The sequence below is a fragment of the Nocardiopsis moroccensis genome, from assembly GCF_055763695.1.
Genome location: NZ_CP199747.1, coordinates 642,266 through 660,046 on the forward strand (window position 1 = coordinate 642,266; position 17,781 = coordinate 660,046).

General features: G+C 70.6%; 16 protein-coding genes. 6 read left to right on the top strand and 10 right to left on the bottom strand.

Annotation, left to right across the window (positions count from 1 at the left end; translation table 11 throughout):
• Window positions 1-2 precede the first annotated feature (2 nt).
• The 4 genes from ACUKCB_RS02690 to ACUKCB_RS02705 form a co-directional block, all read right to left on the bottom strand.
• Window positions 3-1,688 carry a thiamine pyrophosphate-dependent enzyme gene (locus tag ACUKCB_RS02690; RefSeq protein ID WP_473038847.1) on the bottom strand — a complete coding sequence of 562 codons (1,686 nt, stop codon included), beginning with the start codon at window positions 1,686-1,688 and terminating at the stop codon, window positions 3-5.
• 151 nt (window positions 1,689-1,839) lie between these two features.
• Window positions 1,840-2,154: an AzlD domain-containing protein gene (locus ACUKCB_RS02695; protein WP_473038848.1), complete on the bottom strand. Its 315-nt coding sequence runs from the start codon at window positions 2,152-2,154 to the stop codon at window positions 1,840-1,842.
• The gene (locus tag ACUKCB_RS02700) at window positions 2,151-2,906 is read right to left on the bottom strand and encodes an AzlC family ABC transporter permease (RefSeq protein ID WP_473038849.1); all 756 of its coding nucleotides are present in this window, start codon (window positions 2,904-2,906) and stop codon (window positions 2,151-2,153) included. Before ACUKCB_RS02700 ends, ACUKCB_RS02695 begins: the two co-directional genes overlap by 4 nt.
• A gap of 88 nt (window positions 2,907-2,994) precedes the next feature.
• Complete coding sequence (locus ACUKCB_RS02705) at window positions 2,995-3,852, bottom strand: helix-turn-helix domain-containing protein (protein ID WP_473038850.1); 858 nt, start codon at window positions 3,850-3,852, stop codon at window positions 2,995-2,997.
• A gap of 100 nt (window positions 3,853-3,952) precedes the next feature.
• Between ACUKCB_RS02705 and ACUKCB_RS02710 the strand changes: the two genes are divergently transcribed.
• The 3 genes from ACUKCB_RS02710 (at window position 3,953) to ACUKCB_RS02720 (ending at window position 5,812) form a co-directional block, all read left to right on the top strand.
• On the top strand, window positions 3,953-4,390 hold the full coding sequence (locus ACUKCB_RS02710) for a GNAT family N-acetyltransferase (protein ID WP_473038851.1): 438 nt from the start codon (window positions 3,953-3,955) through the stop codon (window positions 4,388-4,390).
• Window positions 4,391-4,575: 185 nt separating this feature from the next.
• Complete coding sequence (locus ACUKCB_RS02715) at window positions 4,576-5,238, top strand: PaaI family thioesterase (RefSeq protein WP_473038852.1); 663 nt, start codon at window positions 4,576-4,578, stop codon at window positions 5,236-5,238.
• Between the two features lie 268 nt (window positions 5,239-5,506).
• Window positions 5,507-5,812: a chorismate mutase gene (locus tag ACUKCB_RS02720; RefSeq protein ID WP_473038853.1), complete on the top strand. Its 306-nt coding sequence runs from the start codon at window positions 5,507-5,509 to the stop codon at window positions 5,810-5,812.
• 78 nt (window positions 5,813-5,890) lie between these two features.
• Here the strand turns inward: ACUKCB_RS02720 and ACUKCB_RS02725 are convergent, their stop codons facing one another.
• A complete protein-coding gene (locus ACUKCB_RS02725; RefSeq protein WP_473040903.1) occupies window positions 5,891-7,081 on the bottom strand; it encodes an endonuclease/exonuclease/phosphatase family protein in 1,191 nt (396 codons plus the stop codon).
• A 392-nt stretch (window positions 7,082-7,473) separates the two neighbouring features.
• On the opposite strand from ACUKCB_RS02725, the gene dnaE reads away from it, so the two are divergent.
• Window positions 7,474-11,037, top strand: coding sequence for a DNA polymerase III subunit alpha (gene dnaE, locus ACUKCB_RS02730; protein ID WP_473038854.1), 3,564 nt, complete (start codon window positions 7,474-7,476; stop codon window positions 11,035-11,037).
• A 163-nt stretch (window positions 11,038-11,200) separates the two neighbouring features.
• A complete protein-coding gene (locus ACUKCB_RS02735; protein ID WP_473038855.1) occupies window positions 11,201-12,055 on the top strand; it encodes a PadR family transcriptional regulator in 855 nt (284 codons plus the stop codon).
• Window positions 12,056-12,121: 66 nt separating this feature from the next.
• Here ACUKCB_RS02735 and ACUKCB_RS02740 read toward each other — a convergent pair whose 3' ends face one another.
• A complete protein-coding gene (locus ACUKCB_RS02740) occupies window positions 12,122-12,655 on the bottom strand; it encodes a DinB family protein (RefSeq protein WP_473038856.1) in 534 nt (177 codons plus the stop codon).
• A gap of 78 nt (window positions 12,656-12,733) precedes the next feature.
• On the opposite strand from ACUKCB_RS02740, the gene ACUKCB_RS02745 reads away from it, so the two are divergent.
• Window positions 12,734-13,492, top strand: a complete 759-nt coding sequence (locus ACUKCB_RS02745; RefSeq protein WP_473038857.1) for a hypothetical protein — start codon at window positions 12,734-12,736, stop codon at window positions 13,490-13,492.
• 9 nt (window positions 13,493-13,501) lie between these two features.
• Here the strand turns inward: ACUKCB_RS02745 and ACUKCB_RS02750 are convergent, their stop codons facing one another.
• The 4 genes from ACUKCB_RS02750 to ACUKCB_RS02765 form a co-directional block, all read right to left on the bottom strand.
• On the bottom strand, window positions 13,502-15,370 hold the full coding sequence (locus ACUKCB_RS02750) for an AMP-dependent synthetase/ligase (RefSeq protein WP_473038858.1): 1,869 nt from the start codon (window positions 15,368-15,370) through the stop codon (window positions 13,502-13,504).
• Window positions 15,371-15,510: 140 nt separating this feature from the next.
• Window positions 15,511-15,993 carry a Cys-tRNA(Pro) deacylase gene (gene ybaK, locus ACUKCB_RS02755; RefSeq protein ID WP_473038859.1) on the bottom strand — a complete coding sequence of 161 codons (483 nt, stop codon included), beginning with the start codon at window positions 15,991-15,993 and terminating at the stop codon, window positions 15,511-15,513.
• A gap of 57 nt (window positions 15,994-16,050) precedes the next feature.
• Entirely contained in the window at window positions 16,051-16,833 is a 783-nt protein-coding gene (locus tag ACUKCB_RS02760) for an LON peptidase substrate-binding domain-containing protein (protein ID WP_473038860.1), read from the bottom strand.
• Between the two features lie 165 nt (window positions 16,834-16,998).
• Window positions 16,999-17,559 (bottom strand): ferritin, encoded by a 561-nt coding sequence (locus ACUKCB_RS02765; protein ID WP_473038861.1) that lies wholly within the window; start codon window positions 17,557-17,559, stop codon window positions 16,999-17,001.
• Window positions 17,560-17,781 lie beyond the last annotated feature (222 nt).

Genomic DNA, 17,781 nt, shown 5'->3' on the forward strand with positions numbered 1-17,781 from the left:
GCTCACCCCTGCTCGCCCAACAGGTCGGACATGGTCGCGGTCGGGCTGATCACCTCGGGGTCGGTGCGTACGTCCACCAGGGTCGGCAGGTCCGAAGCCACCGCCTCGGCCAACGCCTTCACCAGCTCCTCGCGAGTGTGCACGGTGGCTCCGCGCGCCCCCAACGCCCGTGCGTAACCCGCCAGATCCAGGGGGCCGCTGATCTCGGTACCGGCGATCCTGCCCAGCTCGCGGGCCTGATGCATGGCGATCGTGCCGTAGAGCCCGTTCTGGAACACCACGACGGTGATCGCCGCGCCGTTGCGCACCGCGGTCTCCAGTTCCTGCCCGGTCATCAGCGCGCCGCCGTCGCCCGCCACCGCCACGACCGTCCGCCCGGGTGCGGCGATCTTCGCGGCCACCGCGGCGGGGACGGCGTAGCCCATGGCCCCGCTGGTCGGTGCCAGCTGGGTGTCCGGGTGCCGGAACCACCAGCCCCGGTGCAGGAAGGAGGCGAAGTTGCCCGCGTCGTTGGTGATCAGGGTGTCCTCGGGCAGGGCCTCGCACATACCGGCGACCACCGACCACGGGTGCATACGGCCGCTCCGCTGCTCGGCCGTCCCCGGCGGGACCGCGGTGCTCTCCACCCACATCCGTCGGGCTCTGCTCCAGTCCCGGTAGGACACTCTGACCGGAGCCTCGGACAACGCGCGCAGTGCCTTCCCGGCATCGGCGACCGCCCCGAACCACACGTCCCGGCCGGCACCGATCTGCCCGGGGTCGATGTCGATCTGCGCCACCCGGGTGCGCCCGTCGGACTCGGGCAGCCGGTACCCCTGGGTGGTGGTCTCGCTCATCCGGCACCCGACCACCAGGACCGCGTCCGCGTCGGCCAGGGCACCCAGCACCGCGTTCGGCGCTCCGAGCCCGAGGTGCCCGAGGTAGAGGGGGTGGTCGTTGGGGAACACGTCCTGTCGGCGCCAGGCGGCGTACACGCCCGCGCTGTACTGCTCGGCCACGCGGACCAGGTCCTCGCGGGCGGACCGGGCACCGCCACCCGCGATGATCACCGGGCGCACCGCCCGGGCAAGCCAGTCGGCCAGCCGGTCGCGGTCGTCCTCGCCCAACGGGGGCCGGGGCGCCGCAGGGGGACGCGGTACCGGTCGGCGGTCGACCCGCCGGCCGAACAGGTCGCCCGGCACCGCGATGGACACCGGGCCCGGTCGGCCGGTGGTGGCGATCCGGATCGCCCGCGCGGTGGTCTCCGCCAGCCGGTCGGCCCGGTGCACGGTGGTGGACCATTTGGTGATCGGTGCGTAGAAGGCGGTCAGGTCCACCTCCTGGAAGGCCTCACGTCCCAGCCGTTCGGTCTCGGCCTGGCCGAGGAACACGATCATGGGTGTGGAGTCCTGCATGGCGGTGTGCACACCCACCGCCAGGTTGGCCGCGCCCGGGCCACGGGTGGCCGCGGCGATGGCGGGGACACCGGTCAGCTTGGCCTCGGCCTCGGCCATGAAGGCCGCGCCGCCCTCGTGCCGGGTGGAGACCAGCGCCATCTCCGGGTGTTGGTCGATGGCGTCGGCGAGTTCGAGGAAGCTCTCGCCGGGGACGGTGTAGCACCGTCTGATCCCGGCGGCTGCCAGGACCTCCACCGCCGCTTGGGCGGCGGTGTCGGTGGGGGGCTGGGGCCGTTGTGCGGCAGGGGCCATGGAGGCGGGTCCTTCCATCGTCGCAAGGTCCACTCGGTGCGCCCCGGAGCCAGGGTGTGCCCCGGAACACATGCGGCTGACTCTGGCAGGCGGCCCATGGCCGGTCAAGAGTGGCCGGAACCGCCTGTGGACAACTCCGCCCAGCCCGTACCTAACCGACTCCCAGCGCGCGCACGGCCGCGGCCGTACCGGCTGCCGCGATGACCACCACCAGGAACGGGGCGCGCAGCACCAGGGCGAGCAGGGCGGCCCCCACCCCGGCCATACGGGCGGTGTCCCAGGCCAGGGCCTGGCCGTCGCCCAGCGCTTGGACGGCGATCAGCGCGGCCAGCAGGGCCAGGGGGACGGCCGTGGCGAACCTTCGCAGCCACGGATCGTCCAGCAGGCGGCGGGGGGCCGCCAGACCCGCGTACTTGAGCAGGTAGCACCCGATGGCGGTGGCGATCAGCGCGATCCACAGCGTCATGGCCGCGCCCCCTCGGAGGCTTCGGACCCTCGGGGGCCGTTGGTCCCCTCGCAGGCGCGGCCCCCCTCGGGCGGTCGGCCGCCGACCCCGACGAACGACAGCAGCGCGGCGGAGGCGGCCAGCAGCACCGGCACCCCCGGCGGCAGGAACGGGGTCGCGGCCAGGGCCAATCCCGCGCCCAGAGCCGCGATCAGCCAGGTGCGCGGGCCGCCCTCGCGCAGTCGGGGCCACAGCAGTCCCAGGAAGATCGCCGGCCCCACCGCGTCCAGCCCGAACGCGTCGATGTCGCTCACCCGCTCCGTGGCCAGCGCACCCACCAGGGTCGTGGCCACCCAGAAGCCGCCCAGGACCACGTAGGTCGTCATGAACGCGGTACGGGCGGACTCCCGGTCCGGCTGGACCAGCGTCACCGCGGTCGTCTCGTCGATCACCCCGTGCGCGGCCAGCGCACGGCGCGCGCCCCGGTACCCCAGCACATCGGCCAACCGCAGCCCGTACAGGGTGTTGCGGGCACCCAGGAGCAGGGCGCCCAGTGCCCCGGCGACGAGGCTTCCGCCCCCCGCGATCACCCCGACCAGGGCGAACTGGGAGGCGCCGGTGAACATGAACAGGCTGAGGAACAGGGCCTGCGCGGGGGACAGTCCCGCGGCCACGGCCGCGGTGCCGAAGGCCAGGCCGGCAGCGCCCACGGCGACGCCGATGCCCAAGCTGTCCCGGACGGCCGGGGAACGTAGTTGCGACAGGATCTTCACGTTCGCCCACGTTAGGCGGGCACGAGCCGCCCGTCTTGAACGTTCTTGCACCGCGGTGCCCGCCGACCCGGGCCGGGGCCCGGCCGGTTCAGGTCCGGTGCAGGGCGCGCTGGTAGGCGCCGGGCGGTACGCCCAGATGGCGCCGGAAGTGCCGGGTCAGGTGCGGCTGGTCGGCGAACCCCACCTCCGCGGCCACCTCGCTCGCCCGGCGCCCCTGAAGCAGGAGCGCCCTGGCCCGGTTCACGCGCATCTGGTTCAGGTAGGCGTGCGGGGGCAGCCCGTAGGCGGTCCGGAAGGCCCGCGACAGCGCGAAGGGGCCCATCCCCGCGCGCGCCGCCAGCTCCTCCAGGGTCGGCGGGTCCACGAGGCGCTCGGCCAGCAGTTCCCGGACCCGGGCCACCTCGGGCCGTGCCGTGTGCGCGCCGTCCTCCGTGCCCCGCTCGCGCCCGTGCGACCGCAGCAGCATCGCGATGCCCTGCCTGGCCAGGGAGGACGCGGTCAGGCGTTCTCCCCGCTCGGCGGCCAGGTGCGCCCCCACCAGTACCCGCGAGACCTCGGGTGCGTGGATTCCGGAGGCGGTGAACCCGGGGGTGCCCCGTATCCCCAGCTCACGGCCGATCCCCTCGACCACCTCGGGGGCGGGGTAGAAGACCCGGTACCCCCACCCCTCGGGAACCCCCGCGTGCCCGGTGTGCACCTCGTCCGGCCCGACCACGGCCAGCCCGCCCGGCCCCACCCGTGAGCGCCCGCCCGCGTGGGAGTACTCCTCGATGCCGCCGGTGATCATGCCGATGGTGTATGTGGGGTGCGTGTGCCTGGTGAAGGACGTGGTGACGAAACGGGCGGTGAGCAGTTCGGTGTCTGGCAGCCCGGAGAAGCGCCAGTACCGCGCGCGCTCCACACGCGGGTCCTCGACGGTGGGGTGGACTTCGCTGGGCAGTTCCATACGTCCAGGTTAGGGCGGGCGGAGCGGGACGGTGGGGGAGAGGGGCACCTGGCCGGGACCGGGTGCGGTACCCGTCGGCCCGCGCGGATATCCTGCGCGGATGAGCAAGCCACAGATTCGCCGGGTCCTGGACGAGCGGGACCGCGCGGCCGTCTTCGTGATCAGGGGAGCCGTGTTCGTCGCCGAGCAGCAGGTGCCCATCGAGGAGGAGTGGGACGAGCGGGACGTCACCGCCGACTTCCTCCTCGCCCTGGCGGACGGGGTGCCGGTGGGCACGGTCCGTCTGGTGGACCAGGGTGACGGTTCCGGGCTCCTGGGCCGGATGGCCGTCCTGCCCTCGGGGAGGGGGAAGGGTACGGGTGCCGCGTTGGTCCGTGCGGCAGAGGACCTGGCGCGCGAGTCCGGGCTCGACCGCGTGGAGCTGCACGCGCAGACCCACGCCCTCGGCTTCTACGAGCGGCTGGGGTACACCGCCCACGGTGCGGAGTTCATGGACGCGGGCATCCCCCACCTGCACATGGAGCACAAACTCGGCTGACCCGGGCGGCCTCCGCGGCGGCCCCGGTGCCCTCCCTGTCCCCCGCGGGTGTGACGGGGAGCGCACCGACCCCTTCCTCTTCCTGGAATACTACCGAGTAGGATTCGGTTTTGACGGTGGCTTCCCCGGCGTGCCCCCGCACGCCCCAGCCAGCCGAGAACGAACACCGACCCGACGAGGAACAGATGACGGTCAACACGCAGCCGGTCACCGAGAGCCCTGACGACCCCCGAGCCTTCGGGCTCCCCCTCGTCGACGCCCACTCGCTCCCCGCCGAACTGCGCACGTTGGTCTCCCGGGTCCACGACCTGGTGGACGCTGTCGCCAACACCGAGGTCGACACCGACACCCTCGCCGAGACCGCCGCCACCGTCGAGGGCCTGACCGACCGCCTCAACGTCGCCCGCCGCCAGATCGGCACCATGGTCCGTCGCGAGCTCGGCGACGGCACCACCATGGTCGGCACCATCACCAACATCGTCGAGGGCGAGACCAACCCCGCCGCCCCGCAGCTCTTCCTCGACCGCACCGACGAGGGCCTGCGCGCCGAGGTCACCCTCAACACCATCTACCAGGGCCCTCCCGGCCTCGTGCACGGCGGCTGGATCGCCGCCATGCTCGACCAGGCCGTCGGCAGCGTCTCCGCCGTCGAGACCAGCCCCGGCCTGACCGCGAAGTTGGAGATCAACTACCGCCGCCCCACCCCGCTGTTCACTCCGCTGGAGATCACATCCTGGGTGGAGCGGGTCGAGGGGCGCAAGGTCTTCGTCGCCGGTCGGATCCGCGCCCACGGCCAGGTCACCGCCGAGGCCACGGCCCTGATGATCCGGGTCGAGGCGGACGAGTGACCCGGCACCCGGGGACGCGCCCGCTCGGCGCGGCCCCCGCCGTTGTAGTACCATCCTCCCCATGACCCACCGCTATTTCGTGTTTAGCAAGCCGACGGACCCGTCGGCCGCTTCCACGTAGGCGGAATCAGGGGAACGTCGGCAACAGAGCACTCGGGCAGCGCCCGGTGCTCTTTCGCTTTTCCGGGCGGCCGACGCCCCACACCCCCGTACCTCGGGGACGTACGGCCGCACCGCGCACCCGTACGCACCGAGGAAGGGACCCACCGTGCACGAACGCCACATCCCGCGGCAGACCGACGAACACATCGCCCACCTGCGCGGCCGGATCGACGCACTGGACGCCGAACTCGCCGGGCTCCTCGAACGCCGCGCCCTGGTCGCCGCCGAGGTGCAGCGGCTCAAGCCGGTCGGCTACTTCGCCGGACGGGACATGGAACGCGAACGCCGACTGGTCCAGCGGATGGCCGAGTACGCGCCCCGCCTGGGACCGGACCGGCTCGCCGCCATCATGGACCGGGTGATCAGCGCCGGACTCGACGCCGCCCAACAGGAGGAAGCGCCCACGCCCTGACCGGGGGCCACGGGCGCGGCAACCCGGCCGTCGCGGACCGGTCCGGCGCCGGTCCGCGACGTTCTCCACGGGTGGCGCCTACCGGACGACGTCCACCCAGACCAGGCGGTGGTCCGAGCTGGGGAAGGGGTAGTCCCCGGTCAACCGGAACAGCGGGTCGTCCACCGTCGGCCAGAACACACCCGAACCCCGCGCGGGCAGCGAACGCGACGGCAGCACGTAGTCCACCCGCAGGTTGCCCGGCCCGGGCTCGTCGGCGAAGTCGGCGCTGTCCAGTTCCGGAGCGCCCCCGTGCCCCCCGTTGGCGCCGCCCTGACGCTCGGCGGCGCCGCGCCCGCCCTGGCTGGAGGGGCGCACGTCCACGACGTCCCGGTGCTCCAACAACTGGGTCACGGCCTCCGGGTGCCCGTCCCCGTCGTTCGGGTCGGCGTTCAGATCACCCGCGATCACGAAACGCGACCCCGGTGCCAGTCCTCCTTGGACGCCCGCGTCGTCGTAGACGTACGAACCCGCGCGCGGCCTCACGTAGTCGGCCCAGAAGCGGATCTCGTCGTGGTTGCGGGCCACGTTGCGCTTCTCGGGACCGTCGAAGGCCGGCGGCGTGGGGTGGCTGGCCAGCAGGTGTACCGGACGGCCGCGACCAGTGTCGATCGGCAGGTCCCAGTGGCTCTTGGAGGACAGCCGCAGCACCTCCAGGGCCTCCTCCGAGTAGTACGGCTCACCGGTCCCGGGGTCGGTGGGCAGCATCGCGCCCGGCATGTCCGCCCAGCGGAAGTTCTGGAAGGTGCGCACCTGGTCGGTGAGGATCGGGTACTGCGAGTACACGACCATCCCGTACTGGCCGGGGAAGAGGCCGTAACCGAAGGCGTCCTCGGCGTACCCCGGAGCGCCCGGCTCGGTCACCGACTCCCCGTTGCCGTCCAGGTCCGCCCCCGAGGCCACACCCGTGTTGACCGGCGCGGTGTACACGTACGGGTACTCGATCGGCTCCGCGCCGTTCTGCCCCACGGACAGGTAGTTGTCCTGGAACCGCCGGGGACCCGCGCCCTCCTCGTCGTAATCGAACTCGTTGACCAGCAGCACGTCGGGGCGCACGTGCTGGATGATCTCGGCGACGTTGCGGGCCTGCTCGCTGTCGGGGGTGGCGAGCTCCTCGGCCAGGGCGCCCCGCTCCGGGCGTTCCAGTGCGGTGTTGAAGGTCGCGAAACGCACCTCGTGCGCCCCCGGGGGTTCGGGGACCGAAGCGGACACGGCCCCGGAAGCAGGCATCGCCACCAGGGCGGATGCTGCCAGGACGAGGGTGGCGGTGGAAGCGACTCTGCGGGGCGCTGCGGTCACGGAGGCGATCCTCTCAGCAGGGGTGGGCAGGGCGGTCGTGGCACACCGACCGGCCGGAGGCTAACAGGCGGGTGTGGCCGAACGGTGTACCCCGGTCGTCCGAACACCCGTTGTGGCGCAGGGGCGTGCCGCTCCCCAGCCACGACCCGCCCTTCCTCCCGCGAGTCCGGCGCCGTGATCCGGGCCGTCCCTGCCACGACCGGACCCCGAAGCGCCGTTGCGGGGGTCGGCCGGTTGTCCACAGGCGTCCCCGAGAGTCAGTGGAAAGTCGTAGTCTCAGGAGTCAACACCCGTCCGTCTACCCGCCTGGGGGCACCCGCGTCATGGCCGACTCCTTCGCACATCTGCACGTCCACACCGAGTACTCGATGCTCGACGGGGCGGCGAAGCTGAAGCCCCTCTTCAAGGAGGCCGCACGGCTGGAGATGCCGGCCGTGGCGATGACCGACCACGGCAACATGTTCGGGGCCTACGAGTTCTACCAGCAGTCCAAGGGATCGGGCGTCAAGCCCATCATCGGCATCGAGGCCTATGTCGCACCCGAGTCGCGCTTCCACAAGAAGCGGGTCTTCTGGGGCCGTTCCAACACCTCCGACGACGCCTCCGCCGAGGGCGGCAAGGACATCTCGGGCGGTGGCCGCTACCTGCACATGACGATGCTCGCCCAGAACGAGCAGGGGCTGCGCAACCTGTTCCGGATGTCCTCCCTGGCCTCCGTCGAGGGCTACTACATGAAGCCCCGGATGGACCTGGAGCTGATGGCCCAGTACAACGAGGGCATCATCGTCTCCACCGGCTGCCCCTCCGGCGGTGTGCAGACCCGCCTGCGGCTGGGACAGGAGAAGGAGGCGATCGAGTACGCCGCCGGGCTTCAGGACATCTTCGGCAAGGAGAACGTCTTCCTGGAGCTGATGGACCACGGCGTGCCCATCGAGAAAGAGGTCCGCGACGGCCTGCTCAGGGTGGGCCGTGAGCTGAACATCCCGCCGTTGGTCACCAACGACTCCCACTACGTCTACGAGTCCCAGGCCTCGGCGCACGACGCCCTGCTGGCTGTGGGCGTGGGCAAGAACCTGGACGACCCCACCCGGTTCCGGTTCAACGGCTCGGGCTACTACCTCAAGACCGCGGACGAGATGCGCGGGCTGCTCAACTTCGACGAGTGGGCCCAGGGCTGTAAGAACACCCTGCTCATCGCGGAGCGGATCGACGCCAACGCCTACGACAACGTCTTCGCCCACCGTGACCTGATGCCGGAGTTCCCCATCCCGGAGGGGGAGACCCAGGCCTCCTGGTTGGCCAAGGAGGTCGAGCGTCTCCTTCCGACGCGCTACCCGAACGGTGTGGGCGACGACGTCCGCCGGAGGGTGGAGTTCGAGCTCGGCATCATCAACGAGATGGGCTTTCCCGCCTACTTCCTCGTGGTCTCCGACATCTGCCAGTACGCGCGCAAGGCGGGCATCGCGCTGGGCCCGGGGCGGGGCTCGGCGGCGGGCTCGATGATCGCCTACGTCCTGGGCATCACCGACCTGGACCCGCTGGAGCACGGTCTGCTCTTCGAGCGGTTCCTCAACCCCGAACGTGTGACCATGCCCGATGTCGACCTCGACTTCGACGAGCGTAGGCGCGGCGAGATGATCGACTACGTCACCCGCCTGTACGGCGAGGAGCGGGTGGCGCAGATCCTCACCTTCGGCACCATCAAGGCCAAGGCCGCCGTGAAGGACTCCACCCGCATCCTGGGCATGCCCTACTCGGTGGGCGACCAGATCACCAAGGCCTTCCCCGCTGCGGTCGGCGGTAAGGAGATCCCGCTCGACGCGGTGTTCAACACCGAGAACGAGCGGTACACGGAGACCGCGGAGCTGCGCAACCTGGTCGACAACGACCCCCAGGTCTCCAAGGTCATGGAGACCGCTCGCGGTATCGAGGGCCTGACCCGTGGCACCGGTGTGCACGCGGCCGGTGTCATCCTGTCCAAGGAGCCCCTGCTCGACGTCATCCCGCTGCACAAGCGAGACACCGACGGTGCCATCATCACCGGCTTTCCCTACCCTCAGTGCGAGGACATGGGTCTGCTCAAGATGGACTTCCTGGGCCTGCGCAACCTGACGATCATGGACGACGCGGTCAAGAGCATCAAGGAGTCCGAGGGGGTCGACATCGACCTCATCAAACTTCCGCTGGACGACAGGAAGACCTACCAGCTTCTCTCCCGCGGTGACACCCTGGGCGTGTTCCAGCTGGACGGCGGCGCGATGCGCAACCTGCTCAAGCGGATGGAGCCGAAGAAGTTCGGTGACATCGCGGCCGTCCTGTCGCTGTACCGGCCCGGTCCGATGGCGGCCAACGCGCACAACGACTACGCCGACCGTTCGAATGGCCGCCAGGAGATCACTCCGATCCACCCCGAGCTCAAGGACGCTCTGGAACCGATCCTGGGGGAGACCTTCCACCTGCTCGTGTACCAGGAGCAGATCATGGCCATCGCCCAGCAGCTGGCCGGTTACACGCTGGGCGGCGCCGACCTGATGCGGCGCGCCATGGGCAAGAAGAAGAAGGAGGCCCTTGAGGAGGAGGAGGCCAAGTTCTTCCCGGGGGCGATGGAGCGCGGTTTCTCCCGGGAGGCCGTCCAGGCCCTGTGGGACGTCATGCTCCCGTTCGCGGGCTACGCGTTCAACAAGTCGCACGCCGCCGGGTACGCCCTGGTCTCCTACTGGACCGCCTACCTCAAGGCCAACTACCCGGCCGCGTACATGGCCGCGCTGCTGACCTCGGTCAGCGACGACAAGGACAAGATGGCGGTCTACCTGGCCGAGTGCCGAACCCAGGGCATCAAGGTGCTGCCACCGGACGTCAACGAGTCGGGTCTGCGCTTCACCCCGGTGGGCAGGGACATCCGTTTCGGGATGGGCGCGGTGCGCAACGTGGGCGCCAACGTCGTGAACTCGATCGTCAAGACCCGTACGGAGAAGGGCAAGTACTCCTCCTTCACCGATTTCCTCGCCAAGATCGAACTCGCCGCCTGCAACAAGCGCGTGGTCGAGTCGCTGATCAAGGCGGGCGGGTTCGACTCGCTCGGCCACCCCCGCCGCGAGCTCTACCGCCACCACGAGACCGCGGTCGAGGGCATGATCAGCTCCAAGAAACAGGAGGCCCACGGCCAGTTCGACCTGTTCGGCGGCGGGGACGACGACGGCGACTCCACCCCCATCGGCCTCAACATCCAGTGGGGTGAGGAGGAGTGGGACCGCAAGACCAAGCTGGCCTTCGAACGGGAGATGCTGGGGTTGTACGTGTCCAGCCACCCGCTCGCGGGTGCCGAGCGGGTCCTGGCCCGGTCCCGGGACACCTCGATCGCGCAGATCGTCGCTGGTGAGATGGCCCGTGAACGCGGTGAGGTGCGGATCGCCGGGCTGATCTCCAAGGTCGACAAGCGCACCAACAAGGCGGGCAACCAGTGGGCGATCGCCACGGTCGAGGACCTGGACGCCAGCATGGAGGTCCTGTTCTTCCCCAAGACCTACCCGCTGTACGTGGAAGCCCTGCTGGAGGACACGGCGGTCACGGTCAAGGGGCGGCTCAACGACCGGGACGGCACCTGGTCGATGTTCGCCTCGGAGATGTCGATCCTGGACATCTCACACGTCACCGAGGGGGAGCCGCCGGTGCTGCTGACGGTCGCGGAGGATCGCCTGAACCCGGAGTTCATCGACGACCTGCGCCAGGTGCTGGACACCCACAAGGGCGAGACCCCCGTGCGCATCCGGGTGGACAACCCGGTGCGCTCCCGGATCTACGCGGTGGACCGCTACTCGGTGCGGATCTCCCCGGAGTTCAACGGTGAGATGAAGAGCCTGTTGGGGGCGTACGCGGTCGACTACTGACCCCGTGGGGCCGTCGTCGGCCCGTCCCGGCCCCCGTGTGCGGTGATGCACACGGGGGCCTTTTCTGTGCCCGAACTCTTGTCAGACGATAGTTAAAGATATATCTTTGATCTATCGAGACAGTTAGGGACTGTCGCGGAACGTCTACAGAGAAGAGAACGACATGACTGCCATGGCACTTCCCGGGCCCTGGTCCTGGGGCGGGCGGCGCACCGGGCGCCCCCGGCTGCCCTGGGCCTGGCGGCCCGCCGGCGCCCCTCGGGCCCAACCCGGGCACGACGATCACCACGGCTCCCGGCGGGACGGGTTCGGACACCCGCCGCCTCCGCCCCCGCCGGGGCCGCCGTGGGAGGGCCCCGTCGGCCCCTTCGGCCCCGGTGGGCCGATGGGCCCCGGTGGCCCTTTCGGACCCGGCGGCCCGTTCGGTTACGCGGGCGGCCCCGCCGGCCGGGGCGGGCGGCGCCGGGGCGGCCCCAGGGCCAAACGCGGCGACGTGCGCACCGGAATCCTCATGCTCCTGGCGGAGGAGGAACGCAGCGGCTACGAGATCATCCGTGAGGGCCGCGAACGCAGCGGAGGGAGCTGGCGCCCCAGCCCCGGCTCCGTCTACCCCATGCTCCAGCAGCTGGAGGACGAGGGCCTGGTCGAGCAGGTCGAGGGGCAGGGCCGCCGACGCCCCTACAAGCTCACCGAGGAGGGCGTGGCCTACCTCGAAGAGCAGGGTGCCGAACTCACCCCGCCCTGGGAGGCGGGCGCCGACGCCTACGCGGACACCCGCTCCCACTACGAGGAGGTCGGCAACCTCGCCTACCAGCTCGCGGCCGCGGCCTCCCAGGTCGCCCAGACCGGCACCGCCGATCAGCTCGAACGCGCCAAACGGCTCCTGTCCGAGACCCGGCGCGGCCTCTACCTGATCCTGGCCGAGGAGGACGTCTCCGCCGACCCGGCGGACACCGAGGACGCCGGGGAGCCCGGTGGAGGGCGTCCCGACACGGCCGGGGGCACCCGACGGGGCTGAGGTACACAACGGCACCGGGGTCCGGGGTGGCGCGCACACCGTCTCCGGCCCCGGTGCCGTGCGCCCCTACTCCCCGGTGACGCCGTCGGCGAGCTCCCGTAGGACGTCCAGGTGACCGTTGTGGCGGGCGGTCTCCTCGATCATGTGCATGAGCACCCAGCGCAGGGTCGTCCGCCCCCTGCGGTCCGGGATCCGGCGGGAGGAGTTGCCCAGCTCCAGGTGGGAGGTGACCTCCCGGGAGCGCTCGCATTGAGCGGCGTATTCGGCGAGGAGCTCGTCCAGGGGGCGCTGCGCCCCGGCCCTGAACTCCCCGTCGGGGTCCTGGGCCGAATAGGGCGCCGTGTCGGGTTGGTTGAGCATTACCACCTCGAACCAGAACGCCTCCACCCAGCGCAGATGGGACACGATCCCGCCGATGGTGGACATCGGTGACGCCGGCAGCGGGGCAGAGGCGGAGAGCCCCTCGGCCAGGCCGGCGCATTTGCTGTGTACCGTGGCCCGGTGCCAGTCCAGCCAGGCGAGGAGCATCGTGCGCTCGTCGGCTGCCATGGGAGGATCGACACGCTCGGACAGGGTCAGGGGACTGCTCTTGTCGCTCATGGCGGTATTGTCCTTCGGGTCATGCCCGGTATCCACTGTTTTTCGGCAGGTCCGGGCGGCGACGGCGAGGAGCGGGTGATGGCGGAACAGAGCGGTACGGGAGCGGCGGGGCCCGGGCGCGGACTGGCTGTGGGAGCGGCTTTCCTCGGGGTCTCGGTCCTTCTGGGAGCACTCCTGGGACCGCTGTGGTGGTGGCTCGCGCCTCGCCCCGAGGTGGTGGTCCTGGACGGGGGCGGTGTCTTCACCGGTGCTTCCGAGGACGTCTTCGCCGGTGAGGGCTACTTCGTCCTGATCACCGCGGCGGCCGGGCTCGTCACTGGCTACGGCGCCTACATGGTCCAGTTCTCCCTGGCCCGCAAGCGCTTCCAGGACCTGCGCCTGACCGGTCTGATCACGGGTTTCCTCGGCTCCGCCGTGGCGTCCCTGCTGGTCTGGCGGATCGGGACCGCCCTGGACGCCCCCGCCCGCGAGGCGGTCCTGGCGGCCGACCCCGGGGACACGGTCACCGCGGCCCTCCAACTACAGGCCACGGCCTTCCTGGTGGTGTGGCCCTTCGTGTACGTCCTCCAGTACGGCCTCCTGGACGCCCTCAGTCTGCTGCGCGGCGACCAGCCCGGCGTCCCCGAACCCGTCCGCTCCCAGGGCGAGGACGGGACCTGTGGGGCCGCGGGCCGGGCCGGCGACGACGCCTCCGGCCCGCGCACCCAGGACCCGCACCCGCAGGACTCGCGCCCCCAGAGTCCGCCCGGGACGCCGGCGACCCCCTCCGCCGAGGCCGAGGAGCCGCCGGTCGCAGCGGAGGGGGACCACCCCGGACCGGAGGGGCGGCGGGGCTGAGCCCGGCCCTCACAGGGACTGGACGGAGCCCTCGTACATCCCGTCGAGCAGGTCGCGGTACCTCTCCTCCACCGCTCTCCGGCGCATCTTCAGGCTCGGCGTGATCTCCCCCTGCTCCACCGTCAGCTCACTCGGCAGGATGGCGAAGTCCTTGATGGTCTCGTGCCGGGGCAGATCCTCGTTGAGTTCGTCGATGGCCTCCTGCACCATCGCCCGGACCTTGGGGTCCCTGGTCAGGCCCGGGTACTTCAGCGTGCCCAGGCCGTTGGCCTCGGCCCAGGCCCCGATCGCCTCGGGATCCAGGGTGACCAGGGCCACGCAGTAGGGGCGGCGGTCGCCGTGCACGACCAGGTTGCCGACGTAGGGGCACAGCGACTTGAACCGGCTCTCGATGCTCTGGGGCGCCACGTACTTGCCACCGGCGGTCTTGATCAGTTCCTTCTTCCGGTCGGTGATCCGCAGCCGGCCGTTCTCCAGCACACCGATGTCGCCGGTGGCGAACCAGCCCTCCTCGTCGAGCACGGCCTCGGTGGCCCCGGACAGGTTGTGGTAGCCGCGCATGACGCTGCCGCCGCGCAGCAGGACCTCGCCGTCCTCGGCGACCCTGACCTCGGTCCCCGGCAGGGGCATGCCCACGGTGCCGAAGCGCACCTGGCCGGGCCGGTTGAGGAAGGCGCCTGCGGAGGTCTCGGTCAGCCCGTAGCCCTCCAGGATGGTGATCCCCGCACCGTAGAAGAACCGGCCGATCTCCGGGGCCAGGGGCGCACTGCCGGACACGAAGAACTTCAGGCGTTCTCCGAAGCGGGCGCGCAGCTTGGCGAACACCAACCGGTCGGCGATCCGGTGCTGGGCGGCCAGCAGCCCGGTGGGCTCCTTGCCGTCCTCCTTCACCCGGGCCACGCGGTCGCCCACGCCTACGGCCCACCGGAAGATCCGGTACTTGGTCAGGCCGCCCTCCTTGGCCTGCATGACCACCCTGTTGAACACCTTCTCGAAGATGCGCGGGGCAGCCGCCATGAAGGTCGGCCGTACGACGGCCAGGTTGTCCACGATCCTGTCGACCCGGCCGTCCACGGCGGTCTTGTAGCCGATGCGCAACTGGCTGACCTGCATGACCTTGCCGAAGCTGTGGGCCAGGGGCAGCCACAGGTACTGCACGTCGTCCGGGGTCAGCATCTCCCAGCCCCGGGCGCGTGTCTCCTCGTCCATGATCCTGAGCGCCTCGGCCTCGTACAGCCAGTTGGCGTGGTCCAGACGTACCCCCTTGGGGCGGCCGGTGGTCCCGGAGGTGTAGATCAGTGTGGCCAGGTGGTCCGGTTTGACCGAGGCGACCAGCTCGCCGAACAGCTCCGGCTTCTCCGCGTGCAGCTCGGCGCCCCTGGTCTCCAGTTCGGCCAGGCTCATGACCCAGTCGTCGTCACCCCCGGCGTCGCCCTCGAAGGCGATGACCCTGGAGAGTCCGGGCATGGCACCGCGCTGCCCCCTCAGTTTGGCGACCTGCTCGTCGTTCTCGGCGAAGGCCACCATGCTGCCGGAGTCGGAGACGATGTAGGCGCAGTCGGGCGGGGGCGAGGAGGGGTAGATGGTGGTGGACGCCCCTCCCGCGCACAGGATCGCCAGGTCGGCCAGGATCCACTCGACACGCGTGTTGGCGGCGATCGCGCAGCGGGCCTGTGAGGTCACACCCAGCGAGTGCAGGCCCAGCGCCATGTCGCGCACACGGTCACGGGTCTGGGTCCAGGTGAGGGTCTCCCACCTCTCGCCGGAACCGGTGGACGAGGGGACCGGATAGCTGAACGCCTCCCGGTCGCCGGATTCGGCGACGCGGGAAACGAACATGTCGGGGACGGACCGAAAGGGGGATGGGGTGTTGTCCATGTCACAAAACTACCCCTGGGTAGGAAGGGCGGCAATACTCGGTGGCCGCGTCCGCGGAGGTCCGCCGCCCCTGTGCCCCAGGGGATTCCGTCACGGGGGCGGAGACACCGCCAGGCGTCAGGACCGGCCCGGTGCGCCGGTCAGGCCGCGCCGATCGGGGCGGTGACCGCCTCGGTCAGCGCGATCAGGTCCTTGGGGGTCAGCTCCATCTGCAGCCCCCGGCGTCCGGCGGAGACGTAGACCGCGCGCAGCCCGGTGACGGAGGAGTCGATCACCGTCCGCAGCCGCTTGCGCTGCCCCAGCGGGCTGATCCCACCGCGTACGTACCCGGTGATCTTCTCGGCCCGGGCCGGTTCGGCCATGACTGCCCGCCTGCCCCCGACCGCCGCGGCCAGGGCCTTGAGGTCGAGCGAGGTGCTGACCGGGACGACACCCACCGTGAACACGCCGTCCACCTCGGCGACCAGGGTCTTGAACACCTGCTCGCGGGGCACACCGATCGCGTCGGCGGCGTCGGCTCCGTAGGAGTGGCCGTCACCGCCCGCCACCTCGTAGGGGTGCAGGGTGTAGGTGGTCTTGGTCCTACCGGCGGCCACGGTCGCGGGCGTGGCTTTTCCACTCATGGGGTACCTGGGCCTTCCACTTCTCGGTACGTCGAAACCTCCGGGCAGGTTACCGCCCTAGTTGAAGGAGACGCCGTTGTTGAGGAAGGGACCCGCGGGGAGATTGGGGAGGGTGGGGGTGGCCACGATGCGGTTCTCCCTGCGCAGGAATCGAGCGGCCACGGCCAGTCGGGTCGCCGCGTCCTCGGCTTCCAGCAGACGCTGTTTCTCCGCCTGGTCCAGCACGATCGAGGCCGACACCGCGTGGGACAGGGCGATCGCGTCACGGGGCAGTTCACGTGAGGTCTCGGGGGCCATCCCGATGGAGGACAGCCGCTGGCAGTACACCTCGTACATGTCCCGCACCTGCTCCGCGTGTTCCTCGGCGTCGGGACCCAGCAGTTCGGGCAGCAGAGCCACCGAGGCGGTGGAGTAGTCGTCGGGGGAGGAGGCGTCGACCTCGGACAGGTCGGTGACGGTGAACCGGGTTCCGCCCTCGATCACCAGGTCGTAGCGGCCGTCCTCGTAGGTGCGCACGTCCCGCACCACGGCCGTGCAGCCGGTCGCGCTGACCAGCGGGAGCGTGGGATGAGTGCTGGAACCGGCGGTGCTGGGCACCCCGGTGTCCGCGCCGCCCGCACCCTGACCGGACTCGCTGGCGACCTCGTGCCCCAGCTCGATCCACACGACGCCGAACCGGGCCGGGCCGCGCTCACGGCCGCCCGGCTCGCCTCCGGCCAGGGTGGGTCCGAGCAGTTCCGAGACCAGCCGACGGTACCTCTGCTCGAAGACGTGGAGAGGGATCGTCATACCGGGGAACAACACGGTGTTCAGCGGGAAGATCGGCATTGCCTCTGGCATGGTCCCAGTATGGCCCCTCAGGCCGGGAGTGCGCGGATCCGGGCGCGCGGTGCGGCGAGTCCGGGGCCTCGAGCCCGGGCGGGCATACACCGACGGGCGGCCCGGCCGGGTCCTCGGGACCGGGCCGGGCCGCCCGCGAACGCTGTGGCACCGGCGACCGGCGGGTCAGGAGACCGTGGGGCCGGCAGTCCCGGGCGCGCCCTGGCTGCCGTGATCCTCGCTGGGCATGTCGCGGGCGACGAAGGTCTCCACGTCGAACAGGTTGCCGTTGGCCCGGTCGACCACGTTGAGGAGGGTCGACATCTTGGCGACCTCCTCGACCTGCTCCTGGATGAACCACTGGAGGAACTGTTCGCCGGTGTAGTCGTCCTCGTCACGGGCGACCCTGGCCAGGCGCTGGAACTGGTCGCTCACCTCGCGCTCCTGTCGCAGGGCCAGGGCGACCAGGTCCCGAGCGACGGCGAAATCGGTCTCGATCTCGTCCACGCCGGGAAGGGCGAACGTCACGTCGCTGTCGAGGAGGTACCGCACGATCATCATCGCGTGGTCCCGCTCCTCGAGGGACTGCTCGTAGAAGACCCTGGCCAACTGGGGCAGGTCCTGGTCGTCGAACCAGGTCGCGATCGCCACGTACTGGTGTGAGGCAGTGAACTCGTGCCGCACCTGGTCAACCAGGAGGCGGTGGAACTTGGAAAGGCTGCTATCGCTGGTCTTGTTCGAAGTCATGCCGCTACGATAACTCATTCAAAGGCATTTTGCGAAACGCCTGAAAAGGGACTGAGAATGATTAGGCAAGCCTTTCTTGTGCTTGATTAGGTTAGGTGTTCCAAACTTAGGGCGAGCTTATTTGATTTGTTTGCGGGGGAGTGCGCGCGGATGTCTGTTGAAGCAGGGATTCGCGCCGGTCGTGCGGGTGTGGTGTCCATCATCCGGACGCCGCCACCCACG